8 protein-coding genes are annotated in these 13547 nt (G+C 32.0%); 3 read left to right on the top strand and 5 right to left on the bottom strand.

Annotation, left to right across the window (positions count from 1 at the left end; all coding sequences use genetic code 11):
- Positions 1-65 precede the first annotated feature (65 nt).
- The 3 genes from CHB67_RS06170 to CHB67_RS06160 are packed head-to-tail and all read right to left on the bottom strand — an operon-like array spanning position 66 to position 6896.
- Entirely contained in the window at positions 66-1964 is a 1899-nt protein-coding gene (locus CHB67_RS06170) for an OmpA family protein (RefSeq protein ID WP_089380885.1), read from the bottom strand.
- Positions 1965-1978: 14 nt separating this feature from the next.
- Positions 1979-2914, bottom strand: a complete 936-nt coding sequence (locus CHB67_RS06165; RefSeq protein WP_089380884.1) for a PorP/SprF family type IX secretion system membrane protein — start codon at positions 2912-2914, stop codon at positions 1979-1981.
- A 34-nt stretch (positions 2915-2948) separates the two neighbouring features.
- Positions 2949-6896: an Ig-like domain-containing protein gene (locus CHB67_RS06160; RefSeq protein ID WP_089380883.1), complete on the bottom strand. Its 3948-nt coding sequence runs from the start codon at positions 6894-6896 to the stop codon at positions 2949-2951.
- A 202-nt stretch (positions 6897-7098) separates the two neighbouring features.
- Here CHB67_RS06160 and CHB67_RS06155 point away from each other — a divergent pair, with 202 nt between their 5' ends.
- Positions 7099-8451 carry a UDP-N-acetylmuramate--L-alanine ligase gene (locus tag CHB67_RS06155; RefSeq protein WP_089380882.1) on the top strand — a complete coding sequence of 451 codons (1353 nt, stop codon included), beginning with the start codon at positions 7099-7101 and terminating at the stop codon, positions 8449-8451.
- On the opposite strand, the gene CHB67_RS06150 is transcribed toward CHB67_RS06155, so the two are convergent.
- Both CHB67_RS06150 and trkA read right to left on the bottom strand, forming a co-directional pair.
- Positions 8448-9947 (bottom strand): TrkH family potassium uptake protein, encoded by a 1500-nt coding sequence (locus tag CHB67_RS06150; protein ID WP_089380881.1) that lies wholly within the window; start codon positions 9945-9947, stop codon positions 8448-8450. The genes CHB67_RS06155 and CHB67_RS06150 overlap by 4 nt on opposite strands.
- Before the next feature lie 2 nt (positions 9948-9949).
- Positions 9950-11296 (bottom strand): Trk system potassium transporter TrkA, encoded by a 1347-nt coding sequence (gene trkA / locus CHB67_RS06145; RefSeq protein ID WP_089380880.1) that lies wholly within the window; start codon positions 11294-11296, stop codon positions 9950-9952.
- A gap of 238 nt (positions 11297-11534) precedes the next feature.
- Here trkA and radC point away from each other — a divergent pair, with 238 nt between their 5' ends.
- Together radC and CHB67_RS06135 are read left to right on the top strand one after the other, a co-directional pair.
- A complete protein-coding gene (radC, locus tag CHB67_RS06140; RefSeq protein ID WP_089380879.1) occupies positions 11535-12233 on the top strand; it encodes a RadC family protein in 699 nt (232 codons plus the stop codon).
- An 18-nt stretch (positions 12234-12251) separates the two neighbouring features.
- Positions 12252-13547, top strand: a complete 1296-nt coding sequence (locus CHB67_RS06135; protein ID WP_089380878.1) for a polysaccharide deacetylase family protein — start codon at positions 12252-12254, stop codon at positions 13545-13547.

Below are 13547 nucleotides of genomic sequence, written 5' to 3'. Positions count from 1 at the left end.
GAAGCTTATATAATTGTTGAATTGTTTTTATAAAAAAAAGCCGCTTTTAAAGCGACTCTTTTTAATTAATTTACAATAATAAACTCACAGCGTCTGTTAATATCGTATTCTTTTTCTTTACAAATACCTTCTCTAACACAGTGGTTTAAAGGTTGACTTTCACCATAACCAACAGATTTTACATTTTCAGTAGCAATACCCTGACTTACTAGATATTCTCTAACTGAATTTGCTCTTTTATCAGATAAATTACGGTTGTATTCTTCAGGTCCTCTGCTATCTGTATGTGCACCAATTTCAATTTTCATAGTAGGGTATTTTTTCATAACTTCTACTACATTGTCTAATTCTAAGGCGGCATCTTCGCGAATATTCCATCTGTCAAAATCAAAGTAGATTGGATTTATTTTGATTTGGATTTTTCCGTTTTCTTCAACAATTTTCTTTTCAGCATCTTCGTAAGATTCTAATAATAATGCAATGTCTTTATTGATATTTCCTTTCGCATCTGAAGAGAATTTTACCATTGAAGGATTGTAAGATTTTTTAGATCCTCGTATGCTATATGTTGAATTCGGATTAATTTCAAGTGTATAGGCAGCATCATCACCAACCACAATTTCAGAAACTGTATTGTTTTCTGAATCTATTAAAGTTACGGTTGCATTAGGTAGTAATGCGTTGTTAGTTTTGTTTTTTACAAGCCCTTTTACGTAATATTTTTTAAGTTGCGTAAAACTGTAAATGTCATCAATACCATTAGCATTATCTCTGTTTGATGAGAAATAACCAATTTCCTTTTCTTCATTAATTATAAAACCGAAATCATCTAAATTACTGTTTATAATGTTGCTTAAATTAGTTGGTTTTGAAAAGCCGTTAACACTAATTTCACTTTTAAAAATATCTAAACCACCCATTCCAAAATGTCCATCTGAAGCAAAGTATAAGTTGTTTATACTACTAATAAACGGAAATTGTTCTCTTAGTTCGGTGTTAATTTCTGTACCTAAATTTTTAGGAGTTCCATAGGTTCCATCGCTATTTATGTTTACTACATACAAATCAAAAGAACCAATACTTCCTGGCATATCTGAAGAGAAATACAATTGCTTTTCATCAGGGCTTAATGCTGGATGTTCAGTTGAGTAATTATCACTGTTAAAAGGAAGTTCTGTAATGTTAGTCCATTCATTATTTATAAACTCAGCCTTGTAAATTTTTAAATGTGTAATTTTTTTGTCATCCTTTCCTTTTTTACCATCCAAATAATTATTACGTGTAAAATACATGGTTTTACCATCTTTTGTAAATACAGCATTAGATTCATGCATTTTTGTATTTATGTTTTTTGAAAATGGCATGATATTTTCTAACTCACCCGAAGCATTTGGAGTAGCCTTAAATAAATCTAAATATGGCTGTTTGTTCCAACCGTAAACATTTCCGTTTTCTCTTGATGAAGAAAAAACAATGGTATCTAAATAAAAAGCAGTTCCAAAATTAGAATGTTCAGAATTTGCATTCAATTTTTTTATAATATATGGTCTGTCAATAGTACTGTTTAGTGCTTCAAAAAAAGCTTTAGTTTCTATATTTTCAGCAGCAGTTTTATTTGTTGCAGCGTAATATTTTTGCTGCCATTTATCTGCTTCCTCAATGTTACCTGTACCTTTTAAAGCTTGTGAATATTTGTATATATAGCTTGGTTTTATGGTTTCACTATAATGAGTTGCTAAAATTTTATAATTAAGGGCTGCTAGTTTCATTTCAGAATTGTAATAATAACAATCGCCTAATTTTTCATAAACCTCTTGTGATTTTGGATCTTCTTGTTCGTACAATTCAGCGGCATCCATATAGGCTCTTCTTTCAAACAAACTATTGGCACGTTTTAAATTTTGTGCACTTAAAATTTGTGTTGAAATAGTAACTATAAAAAGTGTAATAAATATTTTTTTCATGTGTGAAAGCTTTTTTAAAAGAATCTAGGAGATTTATCAAACCCTCTATTGAAATTAAAACTATCTAAATTATATAACAAAAAGAACTCGTGCGATCCTGAGCTAAATGCATCAAGGTTAGAAAGCGTGTAATCATAAGCATATCCTAAACGAAGTTCAGGTGTTATTCCAAAGTTAATCATTCCAATTAATCCGTCATTAATTCTATATCCAAGACCAAATTCTAAACGATTTTCATATAAAACATTGGCGTTTAAATCTAATGAAATTGGAGCGCCATTAACAGCTTTAGCCATCAAGCTAGGTTTTAATTTAAAGGCTTCATTAATATCAAAAACATACCCTCCAGTTAAATAAAAGTGAGGTTTTTGAATGTTTTGATAGTCGCCACTTTCGCTTATAGAATGATCAGACTTCAGTAAAAAAGGAATAGAAAATCCAACATAGTAGTTGTCGGTATTATAATACGCTCCAACACCTACATTAAAATTAGATTGATTGATGTTTTCAGAAAAATTAGGATCTATAAACATACTACCAGATTCTAAATCTAAGTTTGTAAAGTCAACATTAAAAAAGCTCATTCCGGCTTTTAAACCAAAAGACAAATAGCCAAATTCTTCCAAATTAAGTTTGTAAGCAAAATCGGCGAAAATATTATTCTCTTTTACAATATCTCCAATATTATCATTTACATAGGTAAGTCCAACTTCAATATTTTCGTTAATTGGAGTGTGTGCAAAAAGGTTTGCCGATTTTGGTGCTCCGGTTACACCAACCCATTGTGTTCTGTAAAGTGCACCTAAATTATAGATACCAATATTTCCTGTTGTATAGGCGGGGTTTATGGTACTCATATTGTACATGTACTGTGTGTATTGTACTTCTTGTTGTGACCACATTGCCGTGATTGAAAGAAGTGTAATAAACTGTAAGAGTAATTTTCTCATGTGTGTTTTTTTGGAGTGCTATATTTTTTTATAATTATCTGCTTAAGTAAAGTCTGTCTTGTAATGGTTTACGGTTGTCCTTATTAAAATAAATAACGAAATAATAAACACCTGAAGTAACATATTCACCATTGCCTTTTAAACGTCCGTTCCAGTCTTCTCTATTAGCATCAGCGGTATATACTTTAGTTCCCCAACGGTTGAAAAATTCAACTTTAAAATCAGTATATAAAACTCGAAGATTTTCAATTTTAAAGGTGTCATTTACACCATCGCCATTAGGAGAAAATCCATCATAAGTTACAATGTCATATTCGTCACAAGCTTCTAAGTCCACGGTAACATCTAAGGGAGTAACACTTTCACAACCATTACTATCAGTCTCAACAGCATAATAAGTTTCACTATCAATTAAATATTCAGATAAACTTAATGGAGTTCCGTTAGGGTAATCTGCATACCAAATAATTGTACCATTATTAACAGGTGTAACTCTATTGTTTAAATCGTCTAAAGTTGGATTGTTAATTTTACAGAATTCGTCACCCAAATTATCTAAAACAGGTGTGCCAGGATTATTTAGAATTACGGTAACCGCTATTTTTACTGAACTATTACAACCTATAGCGTTTACAGCTGAAGCCCAATAAACAGTGTTGTTAGTTAGTAGATCTGAAGTGGTTAAAGGAGTTGTAGCTGTTTCTGAAGTGAACCATTCAACAGTGTCTTGAGAAACTAAATCTGCAATTGTAGGATTAGAAACTTCACAAAAAGATTGCGTAGTATTTTCAATAATTGGAGCAGGTACTTCAATAATTGTTGAAGTAATTTGTAATCGATCACTACTTTCGCATCCTGTAGTTCCATTAGTATTTAATGCCCAATAATCTTCTCCGTCTACCAATGTTTCAGAAGTTGATAAAGGTGTTGTTGAGGTTTCAGTATCAAACCAAATAATTGTATCACCTGTAACATCTATATCTGCTATTGTTGGATTATTTGCAGCGCAAAAAGTTTGAGAGGCATTTGAAGTTGTAGCAATTGGTGTATTAGTAACAGTTGCAGTTATAGAAATTCTAGTTGCACTTTCACATCCAGAAGCATCAGTTTGAGAGGCCCAATAAGTTTGTCCATCAACTAAAATATCTGTTGTATTTAAAACTGTTGTTGAAGTTTCAGTAGCATACCATTGAATTCCATCTCCAGAAATTGCTAAATCTGCAATTGTAGGCGAATCAGGAGCAAAGTCATTCATGCAAAATGATTGATTTGTTGCTGAAGTTGTTGGTGGCGGTGTTGAAATAATTGTAGTTGTAACAACTAATCTTAATGCGCTTTCACAATTTGAAGCAGCATTTTGTGTTGCCCAATAATCTTCACCATTAACTAGTACTTCAGAAGTATCTAAAGGAGTAGTTGAAGTTTCAGAATCGTACCATTGGATGTTATTTCCTACAACACTTAAATCGCTAATAGTTGCATTTTCAATTTCACAAAAAGTTTGAGTTGTTTCAGAAGTAGTAGGAGGTAATTCAACCACAATATTTACATTTACCACTAATCTTAAAGCACTTTCACAGCCAATAGCGTCAGTTTGAGTAGCCCAATAATCTTCACCATCAATTAAAAGTTCAGTTGAATCTAAAGCGGTAGTTGAAGTTTCAGAAGCATACCATAAAATTCCTGAGCCTGTAGCGTTTAAATCGGCGACAGTAGCTGCATCAATTTCACAAAAAGTTTGTATTGTGTTTGTAGTTGTAGGGGCTAAAGGAGCTAATACAACTGCATTTACAACTAATCTAGCAGTACTTTCACAGCCCGAAGCTTCAGTTTGAGTAGCCCAATAATCTTCACCGTCTATTAAAGTGTCGGTTAAATTTAAAGGTGTTGTTGAAGTTTCAGTAGCATACCATTGAATGGTTGTTCCAATAGCATTTAAACTTGCAATAGTTGGATTGTCTATTTCGCAAAATGTTTGTGTAGCTTCCGAAGTTATAGGTGCTAACGGAGCTGTTATTGTTACGGTTACAATAGATCTAGTTGCACTTTCACATCCAGAAGCATCAGTTTGAGAGGCCCAATAAGTTTGTTCAACTAAAATATCTGTTGTATTTAAAACTGTTGTTGAAGTTTCAGTAGCATACCATTGAATAGAAGTTCCACTAGCATTTAAGCTAGCAATAGTTGGGTTGTCTATTTCACAAAAAGTTTGATTGGCTTCAGAAATTGTTGGAGCTAAAGGTGTTTCAATAGTAGCAGTTACTTGCAAACGTGTTTTACTTTCACAACCATCAACTTCAGTTTGTGTAGCCCAATAATCTTCACCGTCTATTATAGTGTCGGTTAAATTTAAAGGTGTTGTTGAAGTTTCAGTATCATACCATTGAATCGTTGTTCCAACAGCATTTAAACTAGCAACCGTTGGATTGTCAATTTCACAAAATGTTTGGTTTGTTTGTGAAGCTGTAGGTGGTAACGGAGCTATTACACTAGCTGTAATTACAAGTCTAGATACACTTTCACAGCCCGAAGCTTCAGTTTGAGTAGCCCAATAATCTTCACCGTCTATTATAGTGTCGGTTAAATTTAAAGGAGTTGTTGTAGTTTCAGTATCATACCATTGAATCGTTGTTCCAACAGCATTTAAACTAGCAATAGTTGGGTTGTCAATTTCACAAAATGTTTGTGTTGCATTTGAAGTTGTAGGTGGTAATGGAGTTATAATACTTGCTGTTACCTTTAATCTAGAGGTGCTTTCACACCCATTTGCTTCAGTTTGGGTTGCGTAATAATCTTCTCCATTTATTAATGCATCAGATAAATTTAGTGGTGTTGTAGAAGTGTCAGTATCGTACCATTGAATATTAACTCCTGCAGCCAATAAACTACCTACAGTTGGATCATCTATTTCGCAAAATGTTTGAGTTGTGGATGAAGTAGTAGGAGGTACAACTTTTAAGATTATTACTTCTACATTTGAAGTTGCATCAGGACAAACGCCTAGGCTACTAGCAACCGTATACGTATAAGTTCCCTCGGTATTGACTCCTGGATCAAAAGTTCCTAAGTAATCACCAGAAAGTGTACTTGGACCAGACCATACACCTGTATTATCAGGGGTTCCTCCTAAAAGACTAAATAAATTAGTAGTTGTTAAATTTAGTTCACATTCGCTGTAAGACCCTTCAGTTCCAGCATCTGATACCGTATCAATAACTACGGTTGTTTGCATTCTCACGGTACTTTCACATGGAAAAATAATTTGTGAAGCCCAATAATCTTCACCATTAATAAGCGGTGTTAATGTGTTTAAAGGTGTAGTTGAATTTTCTGAGCTATACCAAACAATATTACTTTCATTAGCTTCTAAATCAGCAACTGTGGCGTTTTGTGTTGAACAAAATGATTGCACATTTTGTATGGTTGGGGTGGCAGGGTCAATTAAACTAACTGTAGTTGGCAACCGTTCACTTGTACAGCCATTTTCAGTTTGTTGCACCCAGTATGTTTGACCGTCTTGTAATTCTGTAGAAGTTGGTAATTCGGTTCCTCCAGTTTGAGCATCAAACCATTTTATGTCTATACCATCGGCAGATAAATCGTTTATTGTTGATTGTTCACTAGCACATTTCCCAACAAAAACATCAACGTTTGTAGGAGGTTCACCATAAATAATAACTGTTACCTCAATTCTTGTTGGGTCGGTACAGCTAGGGTCTATGTCTAATGCATAATACGAATTTCCATCTACAATAGGATCAGAGGGTTCGTATTGATTCCCACCATTTAAGGCATCAAACCAAACAACGTTAATCCCTGTTGTAACTTCTAAATCGGCAACTGTTTTATGTTCACTTGCACAGAATTCTTGTACAGGGTTAGCAATAACGCATTGCGAAAAGGAGTTGTGCTGAAAAATAAAAAAAGACAAAAAAGCGAGTAATATTACTTTTTTGGGTAATGAAAACAGTAATTTTTCCATTTAATAAAGTTTGATTAAATAATGAGGTTTTAATATAGCAAATATAATTTAAGAATAAATGTAATAAATTTTATTGAAACCTTCGTGTATTTCATTGTTTATTAAGCGAAACCATAGGTTATAGCTGTAAAAAAGAAAGTCTGATTGTTTTTTGTAAGTTTAATAGTTTACTTACATTTGGTTTTATTAAACAAAGAATTTAATGAAAATACATTTTATAGCCATTGGAGGTAGTGCAATGCATAATTTAGCGCTTGCATTATTTCAAAAAGGATATGTAATTACAGGAAGTGATGATACCATTTTTGAACCATCAAAATCTCGACTTGATAACTGTGGCTTGTTACCTCAAGAATTTGGTTGGTTTCCTGATAAAATTACTACAGATTTAGATGCTGTTATTTTAGGAATGCATGCAAAACCAGATAATGTTGAGTTGTTAAAAGCTCAAGAATTAGGGCTTAAAATATATTCATACCCTGAGTTTTTGTACGAGCAATCTAAAGATAAAACACGCGTTGTTATTGGTGGTTCACACGGAAAAACTACCATTACATCTATGATATTACATGTATTAAATTATCATGAAATTGAAGTAGATTATATGGTTGGTGCTCAGTTAGATGGATTTGATACAATGGTGCACTTAACAGCTTCTAACGAGTTTATTGTGTTGGAAGGTGATGAGTATTTATCTAGTCCAATAGATATGCGCCCAAAATTTCATTTATACAAACCAAATATTGCATTGTTAAGCGGTATTGCTTGGGATCATATCAATGTGTTTCCAACATTTGAAAATTATGTAGAACAGTTTTCAATTTTCACAAATTCATTGACAGATGGGGGGATTATGGTTTATAATGAAGAAGATGAAACATTGAAAAATGTAGTTGAATCATCTCAAAACCCTATTAAGAAATACCCTTATACAACACCTACTTATAAAATTGTAGATGGAGTAACTTATATTGATACTTTTGAAGGGCAGCTGCCTTTAGAAATTTTTGGCGAACATAATTTACAAAACTTAGCGGGAGCAAAATGGATTTGTCAGCATATGGGAGTAGGTGAAGAAGAGTTTTACGAAGCCATTGCTAGTTTTAAAGGAGCAAGTAAACGTTTAGAAAAAATAACAGAAAATAAGTCGACAGTAGTTTTTAAAGATTTTGCACATTCACCAAGTAAAGTTGAAGCAACTACAATAGCAGTTAAAAATCAATACAATGAAAGGCAGCTATTAGCTTGCTTGGAATTACATACTTATAGTAGTTTAAATGCCGATTTTTTAAAAGAATACGAAGGTGCATTAGATAAAGCTGATGTGGCAGTTGTATTTTATTCTCCTCATTCAGTAGAAATTAAAAAATTAGAAAAAGTTACTGAACAACAAATAAAAGAGGCCTTTAATAGAGAAGACTTAATTATTTATACAAATCCAACTGATTTTAAAGAATTTTTATTCAAACAAAATTTTGAAAATACAGCGTTGTTATTAATGAGTTCAGGAAACTATGGTGGTTTAGATTTTAATAAATTTAAAGAATTGATTTAGTTTTTCTTCCAGAAGAAAGGTGTTAATAAAATTAATACGGTAAATAATTCTAATCTACCAATTAGCATTAAAAATGAACAAAACCATTTAGCGGGTATTGATAAGTGTGAAAAATTATCAACTGGACTTACCGAACCAATAGCAGGACCTATGTTTCCTAAAGAAGAAGCCGTTGCTCCAATAGCCGATTCAAAATCTAGTCCAAAAAGGCTCAATATAATGCTACTAACGATGAAAATTAGCATATACAAAACAAAGAAAGACAAGATGTTGTAAATGATGGTTTTAGGTACGCTTCCCCCGTCATAACGAACAGGGATAATAGCATTGGGATGCAATAGTTTTTTAAATTCATAAAAACTACTCTTTATCATAACTATATGACGTACAATTTTTACACCTCCACTTGTAGAACCCGCTGAGCCTCCAATAAAAAATAACGAAAACATTACGGTGGTAGCCATAGCGCTCCACATAGTGAAATCTGCAGAAACAAAACCTGTTGTTGTTACTACTGAAACTACTGAAAATGCTGCGTGTCTAAAAGCACTTTCTGTTGCTCCCCAAACTTTAGGATGATGAATGCTTGTAATCAAATTTGGATCTTGATGATTCACAATAAAAAAGGTAATTAATAAAATTACCCCCAATGACCCAAAAAAGTAATATCTAAATTCTTCACTTTTAAAAACACGGCTAATTTTACCTTTTAATGCAAAATAGGTAAGTACAAAGTTAGCACCTGCAATAAACATAAAAGAAATAATAATGTATTGAATGAGTGGGTTTGCATTGTAGTGAGCAATACTCGCATTTTTTGTTGAAAAACCACCTGTACTCATAGTTGCCATGGCGTGGTTTATGGCGTCAAACCAAGTCATACCTGCAATTTTCAAAAGAAAAAATTCTATAATGGTTAGCATAAAATAAATACCCCACAAGCGTTTTGCTGTTTCGGTAATTCTAGGGTGCATTTTATCAGCCGATGGACCCGGAGCTTCAGCCATAAAAAGCTGCATTCCTCCAATTCCTAATAAAGGTAAAATAGCAATTGTAAGCACAATAATACCCATTCCACCAATCCAATGGGTAGCACTTCGCCAAAATAAAATTCCTTTTGGCATAGATTCAATATCAGTTAAAATTGAAGAACCTGTTGTAGAGTAACCTGAAATAGTTTCAAAAAAAGCATCTGTAAAACTAGGGATAGCTCCTGTGAAAACATAAGGTAGTGTTCCTGTAAAAGATAACATTAACCAACCAAAGGTAACAATAATATATCCTTCTTTTTTACCTAAATGTTTATTGTCGGTTCTGTTAAAAAGCCATAACAGCCCCCCTAAAATCATAGTTGTTATTCCGGCTAAAACAATTCCTGAAAATTCAGATTCTTGATGATACCAACTAAAAGGTGCTGCTACTAACATAAAAGCACCATTCATTAATGAAGTTAAGCCTAAAAAGCTAAGTATAATTTTGAAATTAAGGTTTTTCATGTTTAGTTAAATAGTTTCTCAACTTTATGAATAGCTTCTGGAAGACAGAATACAACCGCTTTATCACCCGCTAAAATTTGAAAATCTCCAAAAGTCATATGTGCAATACCATTTCTTATAACACCTCCAAAAACAGCTTTTTTAGTCAATTTTATATCTCTTACCAAACGTTTTGTAACAGGTGAATTTTCTTTAACCCTAAATTCTAAAACTTCAGCATCTACATTGTGTAAGTTGGCCAATTTTAATACATCACCTTTACGTACGTGTTTAAAAATAGCACTTGCAGCAAGTAGTTTTTTATTAATTAAAGTATCAATACCAATAGTTTGCGAAATATTGATATAATCCATATTTTCAACCAAGGCAATGGTTTTTTTAACGCCTTTAGATTTTGCAACCAAACACGACATAATGTTGGTTTCAGAATTACCAGTTACTGCTATAAAAGCATCCATTTCAGTAATACTTTCTTCTTCTAAAAGTTCAACATTTCTTCCGTCACCTTTTATAACTAAGGCATTTGGCAATTTTTCAGCAATGTCTTTGGCGCGTTGTTTATTTATTTCAATTAATTTAATATTGAATTTATTATCACATAAACTACGTGCTGCTTTTACCCCTATTTTTCCACCACCTAAAATCATCACATCTTTTACTCCAAATTGAGTTTTACCCATTAATTTGTAAAGACTTTTGATACTTTCTTTTGGTGTAGAAAAATAAATTTGATCATCAGCATTATAAACAGTGTCTCCTCTCGGAATTATAGTTTCACTAGTGTTGTCGGGTTTAATAGCAATGGTTATAAAATCAATATCTGAAAATTTTTCTCGTGCTTCTCTTACAGTTAGATTTATAAGTGGCGATTTATATTCTAAGGTACTTCCTAAAATATTTAACGTTCCATTTTCAAATTGAATGGTATCATTAAAAGCGGATTGATTCAACAGCATTAGAATTTCATCGGCGGCTAATTCACCTGGAGAAATCATATAATCAATACCTATTTCAGAAAAATCAATTTCAGAGTTTTGTGTAAATTCGTGATTAGAAATACGTGCTATTGTTTTTTTAGCGCCTAATTTTTTAGCTAAAACTGCGGTTGTGAAATTGGTGTTTTGAGATTCAGTAACCGCTAAAAAAATATCGGCCTGATCAATATTTACATCTTTTAATAATTTTATTGAAGTAGCATCACCTTTTTTTGTTATAACATCTATATGATTACTTGCATAATCAAGTTTTTCAGAGTCAGTGTCAATTAAAAAGATGTCTTGAGATTCAAAAGAAAGCAGTTTTGCTAAGTGAAAACCAACGTCTCCTGCACCTGCAATTATAATTTTCATGTATAGAAATATTTATGCAAAGATATTATTCTTATTTGTAAATAGTAAATTTATTTTAAATCACAACAAAGTGTTAATTAGCTAACTGATTGATTAAGTAATATGTAGTACTACTATTTTAAATAAATATCAATAACAAACTATATTAATTTTGAAGTTTTAAATAATTATTTTGTTTGGATACATAATTTGTGTTTTTTTAAGTTGTTGAATACTAGTATATTTGATAAAAAAAGTTATGAAATATGAAAATAAATCCCTTTCCATTAAGGCTTGGGCTGAAGATGATAGGCCTAGAGAAAAACTAGTACTCAAAGGTAAAACAGCACTTTCTGATGCCGAATTAATTGCTATTTTAATTGGTTCAGGAAATAGAAATGAAAGTGCTGTAGACTTATCAAAAAGAATATTAAATTCAATAGAAAACAATTTAAATAGATTAGGGAAGCTAACTGTTTCTGATTTGATTAAATTTAAAGGTATTGGTGAAGCAAAAGCAATTTCCATAATTACCGCATTAGAATTAGGTAGAAGAAGACGATTAGAGGAAGCTTTGGTTGTTCCAAAAATAACTAGTAGCAAGGCCGTTTTTGAAATTATGCAACCCTTAATTGGTGAATTACAGCACGAAGAATTTTGGATTATTTATTTAAATAATTCAAATAAAGTATTGTTTAAAGAGCAATCTAGTAAAGGAGGATTAACAGGCACCTTGGTAGATGTACGGTTGGTATTTAAAAAAGCGATTGATTTGTTTGCAACAGCCATTATATTGTGTCACAATCATCCGTCAGGAAAACTGCAACCAAGTGTGGCTGATAAATCTATTACTGCCAAATTAAAATTAGCAGGAGATACCTTAGATATAAAAGTGCTAGATCATTTAATTATTACAGAAAATGCTTATTTTAGCTTTGCTGATGAAAGTTTAATGTAAAGCAACAGTTAAATATCTATGTTATTAGTTTATACTCATAAAATTACACCACGATTAACTTATATTTTTAAACATTTTTTTGTTCGAATACTTCAAATTGAAGTTACTTTTACTACAAAAATTGATAAGTTTGTTGCGCATAGCGGTCCAAAAATAACCTATTCAAAATCACCATTAGCTTCTGAATTTTTTATAAGAAGTAATGATCTTTTATTTGACCAAGGAATAAATGATATTGATATTAACATTTTAAAATGGGACGAAGTACCTTGTTTTTTTGCTGCAGGCGAAGCCTCCAGTATTCCGTTTGATATTTTTGCCGCGGGCTTTTACTTAATAAGTAGATATGAAGAATATTTACCGCACGTACAAGATTTTCATGAACGATTTCCTGCGGAAGAAAGTATTGCCTTTAAAAACGGATTTTTAGAACAGCCAGTGATTGATATTTGGGCCTTAAAATTTTTAGAAGCACTAAAAGAAAAGTTTCCAAATTATGAATATAAATCAAAAACCTTCGAACTTATTTCAACCATAGATGTTGATGCGGCTTACTCTTTTAAACATAAAGGAGTTGTGAGAACCATTGGTGGATTTTTAAAGGATATTGTTGGTTTTAGATTTGTGAATTTTTGGAATCGTTTTTTAGCAATATTAAATCTTAAGCAAGATCCATTTAATACGTTTAAAGAGTTATTAAGCATAAAAAAAGAACACCAAGTAAAAACCTTATTTTTCTTTTTGTTAGGCGATTATACAACGTATGATAAAAATATTTCAGCATCAAACAGTAGGTTTCAATCGTTGATTAAATCGGTTGGAGATTACGCTAAAATAGGAATGCATCCTTCGTATTTTTCATATAAGGATTTAGATAAAATTAAAAAAGAAAAACAACGGTTAGAAAACATCACCAATACACCTATTAAATTTTCAAGGCAGCATTATTTAAGGTTAAGTATTCCCGAAACTTATCAATATTTAATTGATTTAGATATTGAAGAAGATTATACAATGGGATATGCCAAACGCGTTGGATTTAGGGCAAGTACCTGTACGCCGTTTTATTTTTACGATTTAGATTTTGAAATTCAAACACCTTTAAAAATTATACCTTTCGTTTTGATGGATGTAACCTTAAGAGATGGGATGAATTTAAATAGTAAAGAAAGCTTGGCTAAAATTTTAGAATTAAAAGACACGGTTAAAAGTGTAAACGGAACATTTGTATCGCTTTTTCACAATGAAACTTTAAGTGAAACAAATGGTTGGGAAGGCTGGAGCGAAATTTACAAAAAAATGGTGATAGGCTAG

Origin of the sequence: Lutibacter agarilyticus (assembly GCF_900188235.1) — a bacterium.
In the GTDB taxonomy this organism is placed as follows: Bacteria; Bacteroidota; Bacteroidia; order Flavobacteriales; family Flavobacteriaceae; genus Lutibacter; species Lutibacter agarilyticus.
Note: the sequence above shows the minus strand (reverse complement) of the source record. Positions and strands in the feature narration are given on the sequence as shown.

Excerpts from the sequence above, each read along its gene's own strand:
- radC (WP_089380879.1), top strand. The coding sequence starts at position 11,535 with ATGAAATATGAAAATAAATCCCTTTCCATTAAGGCTTGGGCTGAAGAT.
- CHB67_RS06135 (WP_089380878.1), top strand. The coding sequence starts at position 12,252 with ATGTTATTAGTTTATACTCATAAAATTACACCACGATTAACTTATATT.
- CHB67_RS06155 (WP_089380882.1), top strand. The coding sequence starts at position 7,099 with ATGAAAATACATTTTATAGCCATTGGAGGTAGTGCAATGCATAATTTA.
- trkA (WP_089380880.1), bottom strand. The coding sequence starts at position 11,296 with ATGAAAATTATAATTGCAGGTGCAGGAGACGTTGGTTTTCACTTAGCA.
- CHB67_RS06170 (WP_089380885.1), bottom strand. The coding sequence starts at position 1,964 with ATGAAAAAAATATTTATTACACTTTTTATAGTTACTATTTCAACACAA.
- CHB67_RS06150 (WP_089380881.1), bottom strand. The coding sequence starts at position 9,947 with ATGAAAAACCTTAATTTCAAAATTATACTTAGCTTTTTAGGCTTAACT.
- CHB67_RS06165 (WP_089380884.1), bottom strand. The coding sequence starts at position 2,914 with ATGAGAAAATTACTCTTACAGTTTATTACACTTCTTTCAATCACGGCA.
- CHB67_RS06160 (WP_089380883.1), bottom strand. The coding sequence starts at position 6,896 with ATGGAAAAATTACTGTTTTCATTACCCAAAAAAGTAATATTACTCGCT.